Origin of the sequence: Gelidibacter maritimus (genome assembly GCF_014062315.1) — a bacterium.
In the GTDB taxonomy this organism is placed as follows: domain Bacteria; phylum Bacteroidota; class Bacteroidia; order Flavobacteriales; family Flavobacteriaceae; genus Gelidibacter; species Gelidibacter maritimus.
This window is the reverse complement of sequence record NZ_JACGLT010000005.1, coordinates 182,058-199,393: the sequence shown is the minus strand read 5'-3', so window position 1 is coordinate 199,393 and position 17,336 is coordinate 182,058. Positions and strand designations below refer to the sequence as shown.

Here is a 17,336-nt window from a genome sequence, read left to right as displayed (position 1 = left end):
CTTGTAGAAACTATTCACAACCATTTTTAACACTATTTTTAGCAAAGTATTGTGTAAATCATAAATGTGTACTGTTTGGCATCTTTTATTAATACCGGTAACTTACTGTTTCATAGCATTGGATTTCAATTTTTTAGATGGTTGCTGCCAAGGGGGGAGTTTTGATTTAAAGATTCTAAAAATTTGATGTGGTTCTGCCCAAAACCTTGATGCTTTTTGTATTTGAAATAGGTCAATTTTTGAGCGCTGCATTAAATTCAAGAATCATAAAAATAACGTCAGAATAAATTTTCTAATTTATAAACACCTAATCTCATATCCATGAAACCAGCTGAGGCCTATATTCTAAAACAATCAGAGCCATACCGAAGCATCATTATGCAATTGCAAATGCTGATTGAAGTATCTATGCCTGGTTGTGAGTTGTTGTATAAGTGGCAGATGCCGTTTTTCTATGTGGAAAACCGCCCCATTTGTTATATCAATCAAACTAAAGATTATGTGGATCTGGTGTTTTGGAATGCAGCACGCTTTACAGAATTCACGGAATTTTTAGTGACAGACAAACGAAAACGGATGAAGTCTTTGCGGTATTCAACTTTGGATGAGGTTGATGATGTAATCGTAATTGAAATGCTTAAACAGGCCTATCGTTTTAGAGAATTTAAATTTTTGACTTAGTTTTAATGAAGAATAGTTTGCCATATACCGGATTCCTCAAACTCCTTAGTAACTTTATTTCAATCTGTAAGAAATTTGGCCATATATTTTTTAAGGAATAGGAAGTCGGCCAGTTTATTCAAAATACCAATAACCAATAAAAAACAAAAAATATAGGAATATCGGCGAAATCCGAGGGAGAAGCATTGAAATCTACAATTCCTTATAAACTTTAAAAATTTCAAATGCCAGACCCTTATAGTTCTTTTTCTGTTTCTTTTCGACGATGTAATATTGGTCCTCAAAAAACGGTAATGCGGTGATGCTTACATCAGCTTTAATTACCTCGTAGCCCTCTGCCAAAGCTTGAGATTCTATGATACGCATCAACTTAATACCAAATCCTCTTCGTAAAAAGTCTTTATGCACAAAGAGACCATCAAAATAATTTCCTTTACTCAGGTAGGCAAAACCGACAATTGTGTCATTTAATTCGGCTACAATAAAATAGGAGTTCGCAATGCGGTCCTTCCATTGATCAATGTCTGATGCCCCGGAGGCCCATTGTCGAATTTGCTTTTCAGAATAATCCTTAGCATTGACATTCGTAATTGTATCCCTGAAAATTGTCGTGATAAACGGGATGTCTTCTAAAGTTGCTTCTCTAATTTCTATCATCTTAAATTCTAAATATACCACCTAAGTTAAACACACTTTCACCAAAGAAAAAATGTTGTGAGGCGCCTTCACTTGGGTTGCGGGTTGTTCTAATATTGCCCATGTTGATATAGCCACCTCTCAAATCTCCTTGAATAAAAAAGTGTTTGAAAAAAGTAAAATTCAGACCTGCACCAAGGGACAATCCATATCCAGACACATGAAATTCATCATACCGATCTCTATCAAAAAGCGTCGTGTTGGTTTTAGGATATAGAATCCCTGCACCAATGCCTTCAGTGATGTTGATCTGAAATTTATCCGTATTTTGAATATTGAATAATGACGATATATCATCACGTCGCGCCAGTTCAAGATAAACATAATTTAGACCATCGGTATGCTCAAATCTTAAAAATTCTTTAGAGACAAAAAAGTTCTGCTGATCATAAACACCATTATAAATAGATCCGACATCATCCGCAGGTAAGTCAATATAGCCGTCAACCACTCTGTTATTGTCCATAGTCATGATATACTTCATGTGGTCTACGCCAAGAGCTAATGAATATTTATCTGAAAAGAAATAACCAAGTTTAAAGTTGGTCTGCGGGATGGTAATCCGTGCGGGATTGATATAATCTATATGCCATCCTTTCGGTTTGTCATTTGCAGTGGCATCTTTGATGGTAAATTCGTAGTCCTCACCTTTAAACGTGATGTCAGATTTTGTATAGGCTGCTCTATTGCCGCCCCAACTCACAAAAACCTTACCTTTGTTGGTTGCTGTGTATCTTGTTGAACCCGTACCGTTTTGCGAATTACCCTTGAGTGTGAACAATAAGAGTAGTGCACCAATTAATGGTGAATTAATTTTTTTAAGCATTTTAATATAAAAAAACTATAAAGTGGAGATTGTCTTTCTAATTGCCACTAAATTATGGAGTAGCTTTTCTAAATTATCCAAGTGAAGCATATTGGCACCATCACTTTTGGCATTTGCAGGATCAAAATGGGTTTCAATAAATAAACCATCAACATTATTGACCACGCCAGCTCTGGCAATTGTTTCAATCATATCTGGTCTTCCACCCGTAATACCAATGCTTTGGTTGGGTTGTTGCAAAGAGTGTGTAACGTCTAAAACCGTTGGTGCAAATTTGCGCATGGTAGGAATGCCTCTAAAGTCAACGATCATATCCTGATAGCCAAACATGGTACCTCGGTCTGTAATCCACGCCTTTTCATTGCCAGCGTCCTTCACCTTTTGGACCGCATGTTTCATGGCTTCCGGACTCATAAACTGGCCTTTTTTAAGGTTGACCACTTTACCGGTCTCGGCTGCTGCAACCACCAAATCTGTTTGTCTTACCAAAAAGGCAGGAATCTGCAGAACGTCCACATATTCAGCTGCCATTGCTGCATCAGAAACTTCATGAATATCAGTCACCGTTGGAATATCGAAGGTTTCAGACACTTTACGTAGTATTTTAAGTGCCTTTTCATCACCAATTCCTGTAAAACTATCGATTCTACTGCGGTTGGCCTTTTTGAAACTTCCCTTAAATACATAGGGGATGTGTAACTTATCAGTGATGGTCACCACTTTTTCAGCAATGCGCAGTGCCATTTCTTCGCCTTCAATGGCACAAGGGCCACATAATAAGAAGAAATTATCGGCGGCAGTATGTTTTAATTTTGGAACATCGTTAAGAGTCATTTACTTAAGAATTTAGATGTGCAAAGTTACGCAAAATAATGCACGAAGTTATGCTTGTTGAATACGTTATTTCAATGTTGGTATTGACTCTGTATTTACAATGGGACTCGAAGATTAAAATTGTTATCAATGAGAGGTTTTATTGACGTAAATATCTAAAGTTTTAAAGTTACTGAGCTTATGTGAATGCCAAATTCTAAAATCGCAAAGAAATTGTATCTATACAAAATTACTTATGTCAATATTGAAGCCATTTAGCGCAGCCGTTTGATCTTTTTTATCTAAAATACCTTTTTAATACTGTTGCGAATCATCCATAGTGCCATCACAAAATTACCAATCACGAAAAATCCGCCCATTATCAGAAAACGTTTCGTATCATAAGAAAGGTTTACGATGTTTAGAAGATCAGATAAATAGGCCAATATCATATAAGAAGAAAGGCAAACGAAGGTGATTCCCAAAGAGAAATTGAGCTTCTCATTTGGCTTTATCAATTGCCATAAAAATGGAATTCCAAACAAGAGAATAGGGTATGCGGTAAGACCTTCACTTCTGTTCACGTCGGTAAACCAATAGATGATTACCGCAATAAAATAAAAATAGGGGATGTATTTTGAGTATGTTCTAAGTGTTTTCATCTGTAAACTTTTTAATCAGTATGCCTCTGAAATGAAAAATTGTTAATTCTTTTCAATCCATAGGCCTTATAATTATGAAACTGTCAGATGTAAAGTGCCAATGAGTTAAATGATGTTGTGGGGATATGGCATTTTACTATTAATCTATTCTTAAAACGAAAGATACCAATTGAAAGTGTGCTAGTTTTGAACAATAACATTTTATTAACTGTCTAAAATTGGATCTGCATACTGATTAAAGCACTAATTTGATGGGCTTCAATAGCTTGTATAAGTGGTTAATTTTTGTTATTATAAACTTAGAATGAATAAATCCGAAAATATAGAAGCTGTGAGAAAGCTTGTAAAAAATAAATAGCGTACATTTGCACGCTGAAAAAAAGGCACCATATATATGGCGAAGATAAAAAATATTGCAATTATTGCACACGTTGACCATGGTAAAACAACCTTGGTTGACAAAATTATGTATTTCTGTGACACCTTTCGTGAATCTGAAAACACGGGTGATTTAATCCTTGATAATAACGATTTAGAGCGTGAACGAGGAATTACTATTACCTCTAAGAACATTGCTGTTACTTATAAGGACACTAAAATTAATGTGATTGACACACCAGGTCACGCGGATTTTGGTGGTGAAGTAGAACGTGTACTGAACATGGCCGATGGCGTTTTGCTGTTGGTTGATGCTTTTGAGGGACCAATGCCACAAACCCGATTTGTGCTTCAAAAAGCACTTGACCTTGGTTTAAAGCCTTGTGTTGTGGTCAACAAGGTGGATAAGGAAAACTGTACACCTGATGAGGTGCATGAGGCTGTTTTTGATTTGATGTTTGAATTGGGCGCAGAAGAGTGGCAATTAGACTTTCCGGTAGTTTATGGATCGGCCAAAAACAATTGGATGAGTACCGATTGGAAAAAACCAACCGATTCGTTAGAACCATTATTGGACATGGTGATCGAACATATTCCTTCAATGAAAGTTGAAGAAGGTACTACTCAAATGTTGATCACATCTTTGGACTACTCCTCATTTACAGGTAGAATTGCTATCGGACGTTTACAACGTGGCGTTTTAAAAACTGGAATGAACATTTCTTTGGTTAAGCGCGATGGAAAAATTGTAAAGTCCAAAATAAAGGAGCTGCATGTGTTTGAAGGTGTAGGCCGTAGAAAAGTAGAAGAAGTTCAGGTGGGAGATATCTGTGCCTTGGTAGGACTTGACGGATTTGATATTGGCGACACCATTGCCGATTATGAAAATCCTGAAGGCTTAGAGTCTATTGCTATTGATGAGCCAACCATGAGTATGTTATTCACTATTAATGACTCACCGTTTTTTGGTAAGGATGGAAAGTATGTGACCTCCCGACATATCAAGGACCGTTTGACAAAAGAACTCGAAAAAAACTTGGCATTACGCGTTAATGAAACCGACAGTGCCGATAAATTTATGGTGTTTGGCCGAGGCGTTTTGCATTTATCTGTATTGATTGAAACCATGCGTCGTGAAGGTTATGAGCTACAAATTGGTCAACCGCAAGTTATCATTAAGGAAATTGACGGCGTTAAATGTGAGCCTGTTGAAGAAATGACTATTGATTTGCCAGAATCTGTTTCCGGGAAAGCTATAGAAATGGTGACCATGCGTAAAGGTGAGATGTTGAGTATGGAAGCTAAAGCCGATCGCATGGTTTGTGAATTCCTCATTCCTTCTCGCGGTATCATTGGTTTGCGTAATCAATTGTTGACCGCTACGGCTGGTGAAGCAATTATGACGCACCGTTTTAAAGAGTATCAGCCGGTAAAAGGTGGTATTCCTGAACGACAAAATGGCTCGTTGGTTTCTATGGAAAAAGGCCAGGCCATTCCGTATTCTATTGACAAATTACAGGATAGAGGTAAGTTTTTTATTGATCCTGGTGAAGATATTTACGAAGGTCAGGTGATAGGTGAAAACTCACGTGGCGATGATATGACGGTTAACGTTACTAAAACCAAAAAAATGAGTAACGTTCGGTCTTCTGGAGCAGATGATAAAGCGCGTATTGTTCCGGCGATTAAATTCTCGTTGGAAGAAGCCTTGGAATACATTCAGAAAGATGAATATGTAGAGGTAACTCCAAACCATATTCGTTTGCGTAAAATCTTATTGACTGAAGTAGAACGTAAAAGAAATAAATCGATCTAATCAAATCGATTCTATCCTCAATAGGGCACTGATACCCTTGAGCTTTTGACTTAAAAATGGGATTCCAAATCGGAGTCCCTTTTTTTATACGCAATGGTTGCTTTAAAACTCAGAGTTTGGAGGTTTTTCCTGATGAATTGCCAATTGGACATCGGTAATAGGGAGCGAATAATTAGACTGAAACGAGATGCCTTCTATTAAAAATATTGTATTTTGGAAGCTAATTTGAATTATAAAATTTACAAATCATTTTGCCTTTTGAAAGTGTATTCAGTCAAACAATATCAACCTCATTTTAAGTCGGTTTGGAATGCTTTTGTTTCAAATTCCAAAAATGCTACATTCTTGTTCCATCGTGATTTTATGGAGTATCATCAAGAGCGGTTTGAGGATTTTTCCTTGATGATTTTTAAAAGGGAAAAATTGGTTGCTTTGTTACCTGCCAATAGAGTGGGAGATGAAGTTTATTCTCATCAAGGCTTGACTTACGGTGGATTGATTTTGTCCAAAAACATCCGATTTGAAAATGTTTTACAGAGCTATGAAATACTACTAAAGTTTTTGTACGAACAGCACATTAAAAGCCTTTATATAAAAGAGATCCCTTCAATATACCACCATATTCCCGCCGAAGAAATCGCCTATTTGAATTTTATTATGAGTGCCCAATTGATAAGACGGGATACGCTTTCAGTAATTGATAATCAGAACAGGTTAAAATTCTCGGGCAGCAGGCTTGAGGGAATTAAGCGTGCAAAGAAATATCAGTTGAGGATTGAAGAAGACGGTGATTTTGAAATATTCTGGAATGAAATTCTAATACCTAATTTGCTTAAAAAACACAATGCAAATCCTGTTCATTCATTGGACGATATATTATATCTGAAAAATACGTTTCCTGAGAATATTAAACAATTCAATGCGTATCATGCTGGTCAGATTGTTGCCGGTGCCACCATTTTTGAAACGGAAAACGTTGCACATTGTCAGTATATTTCTGGAAATGACGATAAAAATAGGTTAGGAAGTTTAGATGGCTTACACGATTATTTGATCAATACCGTTTATGTTAAGAAGCGTTACTTTGATTTTGGCACATCAAATGAAAATGACGGAAAAAATATTAATAAGGGCCTGCAATTTTGGAAGGAAGGCTTTGGTGCTAGAACGCAGACGCAAGATTTTTTAAGAATAGATCCCCAGAACTATAACGCCCTGAATGCGATACTCAAATGATCAACTTTTTAGACCTTCATAAAATAAATGTACGTTTTGAAAATGATTTTCAAAACCAATTTAAACGTTTTTTTAATTCAGGACATTATATTTTAGGACCTGAAGTTGAACGTTTTGAAACGGGTTTTGCAACATATTGTGGCACTGATTTCTGTGTTGGTACGGCCAACGGATTGGATGCACTGACTTTGATTTTTAAAAGTTATATTCACTTAGGAAAGTTGCAGTTGAATGATGAGGTGATTGTTCCGGCAAATACGTATATCGCCTCAATCCTTTCTATTATCAATGCGGGTTTAAGGCCGGTTTTGGTAGAGCCTGATCTTGAAACCTATAATATTTCACCGGAAGAAATTATAAAACATATTAACCCAAACACCAAAGCCATTTTGGTGGTGCATCTCTATGGTCTTTTGGCCGATATGGACGCGATAAATGCCATTGCAAAGTCTAATAGATTGCTGGTCATCGAAGATGCGGCACAGGCACATGGAGCACTTAAAAGTTCCAATACAATCAAACTGAGCGCAGTGGAAGTGCCAAATTCCAAAATAAGGAAAGCTGGAAATTTAGGAGATGCCGCTGCTTTTAGCTTTTATCCCACTAAAAACTTAGGGGCTTTGGGAGATGCCGGAGCGGTGACCACCAATAATCCTGATTTAGCCGAAACCATTAAAATGATGCGCAATTATGGTAGTTCAAAGCGGTATGTCAATGAGGTTATTGGCGTTAACAGTCGGTTGGATGAACTCCAAGCAGCATTTTTGAATGTCAAATTAAAACAACTCGATCAGGACAACGAGATACGCCGAACCATTGCAAAAAGATATCTTCGGGAGATCAAAAACAAAAAATTAATATTGCCGTTTTATAGTGGTGGAAATGATCACGTGTTTCATTTATTTACGGTTCGCGTTAGTAATCGTATTGAATTTGAAGCTTATTTAAAATCTCATGGTATTGGATATTTGATCCATTACCCAATTCCACCGCACCAGCAAAAGGCTTTATCAATGTATAATAATAACAATTATGATATTACCGAATTGATTCATAAAACTATTATCAGTATTCCATTGAGTCCAGTAATGACAGCGGGAGATACTGCTACAATTATTAACGTTTTGAACGCGTATTAAATGGGGAAGTTCAATAATTATATCAACGAGCACGTGCTGTTTAAGGTGGCCAATCTCAATACTGCAACCATAATTACCAAGATTATTGCTGGCATTTTGACCTCTAAAGCCATAGCTGTTTTTATTGGGGTAGAAGGGATGGCGCTTATTGGAAACCTCAGAAATTTTTTAAATGCGATCCAATCCTTTTCAATTTTGGGAATTTATAATGGTTTGGTCAAATCTATTTCAGAAGTTAAAAATGAGGCCTTCAAATTAAGTCAAACCCTATCTACAGCCTATTATCTTGGTTTTTTCTCAACCATATTGATTGCTTTTTTGAGTTATTATAATGCAGAATCCATTAATAATTTCTTGTTTGCTGCCCATTATAATTATGCCTATATCATTAAGATCATGGCTCTGGCACTCCCGTTCTATGCCCTGAACATGTTCAGCTTTGCAATAATGAACGGTTTTTCAAAGTATAAGATTTTACTGATCATCAATATTATTGGTCAAATTTTAGGCCTTTCAATTACGCTGATTTTAATCTATCAATATAATATTGATGGAGCCATGATTGCAGCGGTCATTGCGCCTTCTCTTATTTTTCTGATTACGTTTATCGGATTTGTCAACCAACGAAGTTTAGTGGCTTCCTTAAAAATATCCAATGTCAATTTGGGCGTGTTGAAACGATTTGCGCCTTTTGCAACTATGGCCTTGGTAACTGCTATTGCCATTCCAATGGTGTCCATTATCATCCGTAATTATATAATTGATGAAGTTGGTATAAAGGAAGCAGGACATTGGGAGGCCATGCAACGCATTTCAGATTATTATCTGATGTTTATCAATTCGTTGTTGACTTTGTATATTCTACCAAGATTTAGCGAGATTGAGAGCAAAGCGGACTTTAGGAGAGAAGTTTTCAGTTTTTATAAATCTGCCATGCCGCTTTTTGGAATTGGTTTGATCGTCATTTATTTCCTGAGATCTTTATTGGTCCCGCTCATGTTTTCAGAGGCCTTTGAGCCAACAGAAGATTTGTTTTTATGGCAACTGCTGGGCGATTTTATAAAAGTGCTTTCCATAGTTATTGCCTATCAGTTTATCGCAAAGAAAATGTTTACGCATTTTATCATTATTGAAGTCTTTTTGGTGATCATCATGTATTTGTCAAGTGTTTATTTGATTGATATTTTTGGTGTTAAAGGTGCGGTTATGGGCCATTTTGTGAGCTATTTGATGCATTATGGCATTATTTTGTTGATATTTGGAAGTTCGCTATTTGGAGTGATAGCCAATACCGACGACGACTAACGCATACCAAAACATATATTGATATTGAAAAGAATATTCCAATATATCAACAGTAACCTGCTTCTCAAAATAGCTTCATTTAATTCTGTTGCTGTTTTAACTAAAGTGGTGGTTGGATTCCTTACGTCAAAGGCCATTGCTGTTTTTATTGGAGCGGAGGGATTGGCTTTAATTGGAAATTTAAGAAACTTTCTCACCACCGCCGAGTCGTTCTCCACATTGGGCTTTACAAGCGGCATCGTTAAATATGTTGCGGAGTATAAAGAGGATAAAGTCAAACTCAATGAAGCTGTTGGTACAGTCCTGACGACGCTCTTGATTACTGCACTCGTCATTTCCTTGCTCATCTATTTTAATGCCGAAACTATAGACGTTTGGATTTTTGGTTCTCAGGAATCGTATGTTTTTATAATAAAGCTTTTAGCCCTTATGCTCCCTTTTTATGGGATGAATTTAGTATTGCTGGCAATAATCAACGGACTTTCTAGATACAAAACTTTTGTTAAAATCAATATTTACAGCCAGATTTTTGGGCTCTTGGTGACCTTGCTTTTGATCTGGAAACATCAGTTGAATGGTGCATTGATAGCCGCTGTGGCGATTCCAGGTTTGTTATTTTTTGTCACTTTGTTTAGCTTTTTTGATATCAGACATTTTTTTAAGCCCGTCAAATTATCTGGAATCAAGCTGAAGGTTCTAAAGAATTTCAGCCATTATTCTGCAATGGCCTTGTTTTCTGCAGCGGTCATGCCATTGGTTTTTGTATTTATCAGAAATTATTTAATTGACCATGTCAGTATGAAAGATGCAGGGTTTTGGGAAGCAATACGACGGATTTCCAATTATTATCTGATGTTTGTGAACTCCTTACTAGCATTATATATTTTACCTCGGTTCTCGGAAATAACAAATGCCTTCGATTTCAGAAAAGAGATCGTTCATTTTTATAAAACCGTGCTTCCTATTTTCGGAACGGCTTTGCTTGTCATCTATTTTCTGAGATCATATATTGTTGCTATCCTATTTACCGACGAATTCCAACCGGTTGAAGATCTATTTATGTGGCAGTTATTGGGCGATTTTTTAAGGGTGATTGCCTCTGTTATTGCGTATCAATTGATCGCTAAAAAAATGGTCTCATATTATATTGGGATTGAGTTGTTATCTCTCCTTACTTTATATTTTGCCAGCATTTATTTTATTGATATTTATGGAGCGAAGGGAGCGGTTATTGCGCATTTTGTTAACTTCGCTCTTCATTTGATAGTTATTGCCACTGTTTTTAAAAAGCTCTTGTTTAGCAAACAAAATTTTGAGATATGAGCCAGAATCTAAAATCGAAATATGTTGAATTGGTGATGTATTTGAAAAAAATATATTATAGAATGGCTTCTTCTAATGGACAAATCAATGGAAAATATAAGGCGGTTCAACCTGTAGTTATTAAAGGAAAAGGGCAGGTAGTTTTTGGTCAGAATGTTCAATTTGGGGTTGTAAATTCACCTATGTACTATAACACCTATGCTTATATTGAGGCTCGTACGGAACAAGCTACAATTAGTTTTGGTCATAATGTGAGTATTAATAATCAATTTACAGTCGTTTCGGAATTGGGAGTTGCCATACATGATGACGTTCTTATCGGATTGAACTGTGCTATATACGATAGTAATTTTCATGACTTGGATCAAGCAAATCGGAAGAAAACGGATCTAAACCCCAAGAAGGTGATCATTGAGAGAAATGTGTTTATTGGTAATAACGTGACCATTTTAAAAGGCGTCACCATTGGTGAAAATAGTGTGATAGCTGCCGGAGCAATGGTATTTCATAGCTTTCCTGCCAATGTGGTCATTGGTGGTTCTCCTGCAAAAATAATAAGAGACCTCGCTTAGTATTTGTATTAGATGTCACGATGCTGTTTTGCATTATTTTTATAATCAGGTCTCCGTTCGCTAAACATTCTTGCATTTTTAGAAATCTCCATAATCTTTTCAGGATGTTCAATCAGCCAACCTAATTTTCGTGATTAATAATCCACATTAGGTAAGACGTATATAAAAAGGGTGCCTTCTTACAATTTAGTATGGCAGATTCAATAACGATGTGGTTGGAGATTGGAAAGGTTTATATTATTATTATTAGCTAAGACGTCCATGTTGAACTTCATTGGAATAGGTTATCATCCAACTCTTACATTAAATGATTGTGTCGTGTTTTATTGTTCGAAAAGTTATGGCTCCAAGTGATGTATAACTGATGGATAAAAATTATTTACCGAGTAATATCCCTTTTAAAAAGATTTTAGTTCGATAATAAATTCGATAGGGCATCATCAAGGTATTGTAAAGTATAATAGAGTTCTTGGAGTTCTTGGAGTTGTAAAACGTCATATTATCTAATCCAAATTCTTCTATATTTAGGTGAGAAACTTTTTTTAGAGCTTTTATTTTATCATTGGTGAGATTTCCCTTATGGATTAATTGTATCCACATAGGCTTAGAGTCATACTTAATTTTATGAAGTGATTTCCAATCATTATGATTTTTTGAAATCACCGTTTGAAAATCTTCAACTGACTCCACCAAGCTTATAAACGGGTTATAGTGTGACCTGTAAGCTCTCAAATCCGTCGCTTTATCATTAATACTGACCTGATAGCCTTCAATTAAATCGATAATGGTTTTATTTTTTTCCACTGACAAGGATTGGATCGTTTCAATAAAACCCTTATGGATGATGTCATCATTGTCCAATCGTGTGGTGATGATATACTTATCGTTTTTATTTAGCTGTGAGGTTATAAATTCAACCAATGCGCTTTGTAAAGATTTAAATCCGTCAATAAATAGTGGATATATATTATTGCCTTTCGTTGCTAGGTGCTCAATTTTTTCCTTATAGATAGAAGGGGTTTGAGTATCAAAAAGGATGCACCAATAAAACTTTTGATTTGTTTGTTTTTCTACAGAGGGGAAGCAGTAGGTTTCAAATAGTCTGAAGCGCTCATTGAGCCACTCTTCCGTAATGACCTGTTGACCACTTTTGGTGTGTTGCCACTGTTCGTTTTTAAGATTGAAACGTGTGATTAAAAAATGCTTCATTTTGATTTTTAATTAATGTTTCCAAACTTCAAGATACTTTTGGGCAATGGTAATATAATCATGTTCCTTTTCGATAAATGCGCGAGCATTACTTGATATATTCAATATGTTTTCAGGATTTAAAATCAGCCACTCCAATTTTGCTGAAATTTTATTTGCGTCCGGCAATGCATTGATTGCAACAGTATCAGCTTCAATATTGTAATAGTCTAACCATTCTTGTTCAGCACCAGTAAATACTACCTTGCCCTTTGCCATGGCCTCTAATGCATTATAACCTTGATCATAAGCATAAACCTGATCTAATAGAATATGACAGGCATCATAAACCTTTATATAATCATTATATGGAATATCTTCGGTTCTTATTACTTTGACTTTATCGGGGAATTTATTTTTAATGATCTCAAGGGCCTCGTCAAAGAACACATTTCCTTTTTTAATGTAGTTTTGAGAATTGACCCCATGAAAAATGATGATTTTATTAGTAATAGACAAAGGGATGAATTCTATTTTGTTGTAATTTATTGGATTTGGAATCAATCCCAAATATTTCGGATGGTTGAGTAATGGTAAGTGGTAGTCAATATCTGAAGCAAGAACGCCGTTTATATGTTTGAAAATAAAATCATGTAGTTTGATGGCAGGTCTCTGAAGTTTCAAAAGAATGAATTTATAATAGTCCTTTAAATTTTGATTTTCATGATATGGTGTTAAGATTGAATATTTGAACTTCTTATCATAGGCATATTTAACACTTAAATGATCTATTCCGCACGAAAGTAAGAATATTTTTTTATTGTTTTTAATGATCTTTTTAAGTAACCAAATTTCGAGCGTCGAATTTGTTTTAATGCTGTTTTCGTTAATCAACTGGACGGTGTCAAATTCTTTTAACTTAGGTAATAGCCTGTAAAACCTAATAGCAGACTCAATTTGTGGTAAATTTAAGCTTGTCAGTCGGTTGATCAGAATTGAGAATGATTTTAATTTAGACCGAGAAAAAAATGATGCGCCGTAATTGTAATCGACAGGAAACTGTTTGAATCCATCCTCTGTACCAACTAGTATAACGTTATGGCCTAGTTTTATCAATCCTTCTTTTAAGGAATTGTGCAAACGGCTGTATTCACCAATTAAAAGAATGTTCATTAATTGTATATTTGATTTTGTAAACTTAATCAAAATAAAGGTAGTTGTTAGCAATGGATTCTTTGGCAGAACCTAATTTAAAAATATGTTTGGTGTCTATTTCTTTAGCTAAAGGAGGAGCTGAGCGTTCGACTGCCATTTTAACCAAGATGCTCCATGACGCGGGTTTTGAGGTGCATGTGGTGTTGCTCAACGATGTTATCGACTATGAATTTAAAGGGAAACTTTTTAATTTAGGATTGGATAAAAAAGGTTCAGATAATCCATGGAAACGGCTTCGTCGGACTCAAAAATTAAGAAAATATCTAATAAAAGAAAATTTCGACTATATCATTGATACCCGAGCGAGACGTTCAGTAGTGATAGAATGGCTATATTTAAATTATGTCTATCTCAACCTGAAATTTATTTATCTCGTTCACAGTTGGAAACTTGAAAATTACCTAACCAAGTCCAATTGGATGGCAAAATCAATGATTAAAAAATCCCATAAAATGATTGGAGTATCTAAGGCCATTACCAAAAGAATCAATTCAGAATTTAAGACACAAAAAGCACTAACCATTTATAATTCAGTTGAGAGTTTCAAAAAGCAACAAAATGGAATTGAAATTCAAAAACCTTATATTCTTTTTTTGGGTCGAATAGATGAAAAAGTGAAGAATTTATCATTGTTGATTGCGGCGTATAATCAATCACAATTGTCCGATAATGGGGTTCGACTTTATATAGTAGGAGATGGGGATGACAAGGATTTAGTGCAGCAAAAAATCAATTCATATACCCTGCAAGATCAGATTAAAATACTTCCTTTTACGGCAAACATTTATTACATGTTAAAAGACAGCTTATTTTTGGTATTGACCAGTCGATATGAAGGATTTCCGATGGTTTTGATAGAAGCGCTTTCTGTGGGAACGCCGACCATTTCAGTAAACTGTAAAAGTGGACCATCAGAAATCATTGATCACGAAAAAAACGGACTATTAGTAGAAAATCATAACCCTAAAGCTCTAGCGCAAGCTTTTGACCGGTTTTTGTTGGATCCGAATATATACAACACCTGTAAGTCAAACAGCAAACAAAGCGTAGCCCATCTGAATCAAAAAATCATTGGAGCGCAATGGTCAAATATCTTAAAGTCATGAAAAGAGTAGAACTGATAACCATCCCCAAAATTGAAGATACAAGAGGAAATCTCGCCGTTATAGAAAAAGAGTGTATTCCGTTCGACATAAAACGAGTGTATTATTTATACGATGTGCCAACTGGGGCCTATCGGGGAGCGCACGCCCATAAAGAGCAGACCGAATTTTTGATTGCCCTGAGCGGCAGTTTTGAAGTGGTTTTGGACGATGGTTTTGAAAATCGACGAATCATGTTGAACCAACCCAATAAAGGCCTGCTCGTTCCTACGATGATGTGGCGTGAACTCGATAATTTTTCCTCTGGAGCCGTCTGTTTGGTATTGGCGTCTGATAAGTTTGATGAAGATGATTATATCAGGGATTATGATGATTTTAAATCATTTAAAAGCACTTAAGTGAATCCCAAAATGCTGCATTCGTTTTTTGAAAAAATGTAAACACCGAATCACACTGGTGGGTTGTTTTAATAAAAACTGCTGCTTTTTATTCAAATTGTTATAATCGATTTCTTTTTCGAATCTTTTGAAACTGCTGCGATCATTTTCTAATTTTGATAATATGGCCATCGAAAATCGATTCAAGTCTATAAATTTTTTCAAGCCCGGATTGGTTGCTTCAAACTTTAGATAATTGTCATATTTCGGCTTATCCGATCGCTTAGTTCTGTTGGAGAGGCTCTTTTTTTCGTAGCGATAGGTGACAAGCGCATCATTAATAAAAACAACCTTGTATTGAAGACCAATACGAATCCACAAGTCGGTGTCTTGACCGCTTTTTAGAGAAGTATCGTAAGTTCCAATTTTATCGAAAACATTCTGGTGGACAACAGTACTTGAGCTGGTCAGCACGGTATTGATATAACTTGACTTAAAATAATCAACAATATAAATTTCTTTGTCCTTAATATTATTAATGGAGTACATGGAGCGAACAAGGCCATTTGAAGTTTCTATAGTTACTGCGGTCGCAAAAACAGCTTGCTCCGGATGAAATGTAATAAGCTGATTTATAGTTTCAAGATAGTTTTCTTGCCAAATGTCGTCAGCATCCAAAAGTGCAAGGTATTGGCCACTTGCCTTAGAGATGGCCGCATTTCTTCCTGCGGAGGCGCCTTTATTGTCTTGTTTAAAATACTTTATTCTATGGTCCAAAATTGAATTGACCATAGTTTCACTGGCATCTGTTGAGCCGTCATTGACCACTATAATTTCAAAGTCCTGAAATGTCTGAGACAGTACACTTTCAATAGTGGTTTTGATAAAACCTTCTTTGTTATATAGCGATATCAAAACGGAAAAGAAAGGCGTCATTATTTTCTATTTAGGTTAGACTTATAGCACATATAAGAGAGACGATAGAGCTGTAGTAAGGGTATTGAGGGTTTTTTGTCCAGTAGATTCTTGCGCATTTGTGCATCAAATGCTTTGTAAATATAAGAAAACACGTGGTGTAACCTGTATTTTTTTAAGGTTATAAAAAATGAGAGCAAACCGTTTTCATGATCCTTCATTTTATCATCTTGATAGAGTTTTAACAAGGTGTCTACAGCTTCCTCTGTCTTATGTAAAAAAACAGCACTTGGCTCAATTCCTAAATGCTGAACGGGATTGTTGATATGGAAAACGTCTATTCTATTTTGTTTTAAAAGTGCTCCGAAATAATTGTCATAACCATAGCCATGAGTTGTGATTTTAGAATTAATGCTATTAAATACACTCTTTTTGATCAAGAAATTAGCAGATATAACAATTTTATAAGGCTTTGTATTTCTGATTTTGGCATCGACTTCTTCTTGCTTTCTGCCATATTCCCAACGCAACACACGATCGGCTTCCGGAGCAGTCTTAGAGTAGGAGAATCCTCCGTAAATAGCATCATGATCTTTAACAATCAAGTTGATGTAATTCTGAATAAAGTTAGGAGATTCAGGCATAACATCAGCATCTAAAAAGAGCAGCCATTCGTAGTTGGCTTTGTCGCTTAGACGTTGGCGGGTTTGGACTCTTCCGTAGTTTTTACTTGATTTATGCAGATGGGTATGCGATAAACTATCAATCACTGAATTTTCAATGATGATTTGGCTTTCTGAAAAATCATCCATAACAATAATTTCGAAGGTTTTCCCTGAAGACATAAGTTGTTGATGGAGTTCTTTTACAAGAGCTACAATATGGTGATTATATACAGGAATTAAAACCGAAATCATTTCTAAGATTAAAATTTAAAAATACATTTTTTTATGGTCAAAATAATGGCTTTGATTACATTGGTTTAAATTTGTGACAAGGAAATCGACGTCTAAGTTCCAATTATCCAATTTTATACGTGCTCACTAGCCTCTTATATGCGAAAGATGATTGAATGACGAAAATTAATTGAA

17 protein-coding genes are annotated in these 17,336 nt (G+C 35.7%); 9 read left to right on the top strand and 8 right to left on the bottom strand.

The window, feature by feature from the left end:
- Positions 1-321 precede the first annotated feature (321 nt).
- Positions 322-681 carry a DUF1801 domain-containing protein gene (locus tag H3Z82_RS08635; RefSeq protein WP_182204978.1) on the top strand — a complete coding sequence of 120 codons (360 nt, stop codon included), beginning with the start codon at positions 322-324 and terminating at the stop codon, positions 679-681.
- Positions 682-873: 192 nt separating this feature from the next.
- Here H3Z82_RS08635 and H3Z82_RS08630 read toward each other — a convergent pair whose 3' ends face one another.
- The 4 genes from H3Z82_RS08630 to H3Z82_RS08615 form a co-directional block, all read right to left on the bottom strand.
- A complete protein-coding gene (locus H3Z82_RS08630) occupies positions 874-1,338 on the bottom strand; it encodes a GNAT family N-acetyltransferase (RefSeq protein ID WP_182204973.1) in 465 nt (154 codons plus the stop codon).
- Position 1,339: 1 nt separating this feature from the next.
- Positions 1,340-2,203 (bottom strand): hypothetical protein, encoded by an 864-nt coding sequence (locus tag H3Z82_RS08625; RefSeq protein ID WP_182204969.1) that lies wholly within the window; start codon positions 2,201-2,203, stop codon positions 1,340-1,342.
- 15 nt (positions 2,204-2,218) lie between these two features.
- Positions 2,219-3,037 (bottom strand): 3-deoxy-8-phosphooctulonate synthase, encoded by an 819-nt coding sequence (gene kdsA / locus H3Z82_RS08620; RefSeq protein WP_182204965.1) that lies wholly within the window; start codon positions 3,035-3,037, stop codon positions 2,219-2,221.
- Between the two features lie 281 nt (positions 3,038-3,318).
- Positions 3,319-3,678: a hypothetical protein gene (locus H3Z82_RS08615; RefSeq protein WP_182204961.1), complete on the bottom strand. Its 360-nt coding sequence runs from the start codon at positions 3,676-3,678 to the stop codon at positions 3,319-3,321.
- Positions 3,679-4,072: 394 nt separating this feature from the next.
- Here H3Z82_RS08615 and typA point away from each other — a divergent pair, with 394 nt between their 5' ends.
- The 6 genes from typA to H3Z82_RS08585 all read left to right on the top strand — a co-directional run bounded on the left by typA (position 4,073) and on the right by H3Z82_RS08585 (position 11,447).
- Positions 4,073-5,872 carry a translational GTPase TypA gene (gene typA, locus H3Z82_RS08610; RefSeq protein WP_182204957.1) on the top strand — a complete coding sequence of 600 codons (1,800 nt, stop codon included), beginning with the start codon at positions 4,073-4,075 and terminating at the stop codon, positions 5,870-5,872.
- A gap of 264 nt (positions 5,873-6,136) precedes the next feature.
- Positions 6,137-7,108: a GNAT family N-acetyltransferase gene (locus tag H3Z82_RS08605; protein ID WP_317172441.1), complete on the top strand. Its 972-nt coding sequence runs from the start codon at positions 6,137-6,139 to the stop codon at positions 7,106-7,108.
- Entirely contained in the window at positions 7,105-8,247 is a 1,143-nt protein-coding gene (locus tag H3Z82_RS08600; protein WP_182204948.1) for a DegT/DnrJ/EryC1/StrS family aminotransferase, read from the top strand. Before H3Z82_RS08605 ends, H3Z82_RS08600 begins: the two co-directional genes overlap by 4 nt.
- Entirely contained in the window at positions 8,248-9,552 is a 1,305-nt protein-coding gene (locus H3Z82_RS08595; RefSeq protein ID WP_182204944.1) for an O-antigen translocase, read from the top strand. It abuts the gene before it with no gap.
- Between the two features lie 24 nt (positions 9,553-9,576).
- Positions 9,577-10,875 (top strand): O-antigen translocase, encoded by a 1,299-nt coding sequence (locus tag H3Z82_RS08590; protein ID WP_182204940.1) that lies wholly within the window; start codon positions 9,577-9,579, stop codon positions 10,873-10,875.
- A complete protein-coding gene (locus H3Z82_RS08585; RefSeq protein ID WP_235982412.1) occupies positions 10,872-11,447 on the top strand; it encodes an acyltransferase in 576 nt (191 codons plus the stop codon). Before H3Z82_RS08590 ends, H3Z82_RS08585 begins: the two co-directional genes overlap by 4 nt.
- A gap of 375 nt (positions 11,448-11,822) precedes the next feature.
- Here H3Z82_RS08585 and H3Z82_RS08580 read toward each other — a convergent pair whose 3' ends face one another.
- Positions 11,823-12,656 carry a glycosyltransferase gene (locus H3Z82_RS08580; RefSeq protein WP_182204937.1) on the bottom strand — a complete coding sequence of 278 codons (834 nt, stop codon included), beginning with the start codon at positions 12,654-12,656 and terminating at the stop codon, positions 11,823-11,825.
- A gap of 12 nt (positions 12,657-12,668) precedes the next feature.
- Positions 12,669-13,808 carry a glycosyltransferase gene (locus H3Z82_RS08575; protein ID WP_182204933.1) on the bottom strand — a complete coding sequence of 380 codons (1,140 nt, stop codon included), beginning with the start codon at positions 13,806-13,808 and terminating at the stop codon, positions 12,669-12,671.
- A gap of 53 nt (positions 13,809-13,861) precedes the next feature.
- Between H3Z82_RS08575 and H3Z82_RS08570 the strand changes: the two genes are divergently transcribed.
- Together H3Z82_RS08570 and H3Z82_RS08565 are read left to right on the top strand one after the other, a co-directional pair.
- Positions 13,862-14,956, top strand: coding sequence for a glycosyltransferase (locus tag H3Z82_RS08570; protein WP_235982421.1), 1,095 nt, complete (start codon positions 13,862-13,864; stop codon positions 14,954-14,956).
- Positions 14,953-15,351: a sugar 3,4-ketoisomerase gene (locus tag H3Z82_RS08565; protein WP_182204926.1), complete on the top strand. Its 399-nt coding sequence runs from the start codon at positions 14,953-14,955 to the stop codon at positions 15,349-15,351. The genes H3Z82_RS08570 and H3Z82_RS08565 overlap by 4 nt, the downstream gene beginning before the upstream one ends.
- On the opposite strand, the gene H3Z82_RS08560 is transcribed toward H3Z82_RS08565, so the two are convergent.
- Together H3Z82_RS08560 and H3Z82_RS08555 are read right to left on the bottom strand one after the other, a co-directional pair.
- A complete protein-coding gene (locus H3Z82_RS08560; RefSeq protein WP_182204922.1) occupies positions 15,334-16,266 on the bottom strand; it encodes a glycosyltransferase family 2 protein in 933 nt (310 codons plus the stop codon). The genes H3Z82_RS08565 and H3Z82_RS08560 overlap by 18 nt on opposite strands.
- Entirely contained in the window at positions 16,266-17,162 is an 897-nt protein-coding gene (locus tag H3Z82_RS08555; RefSeq protein WP_182204918.1) for a glycosyltransferase family 2 protein, read from the bottom strand. The genes H3Z82_RS08560 and H3Z82_RS08555 overlap by 1 nt, the downstream gene beginning before the upstream one ends.
- Positions 17,163-17,336: the final 174 nt, after the last annotated feature.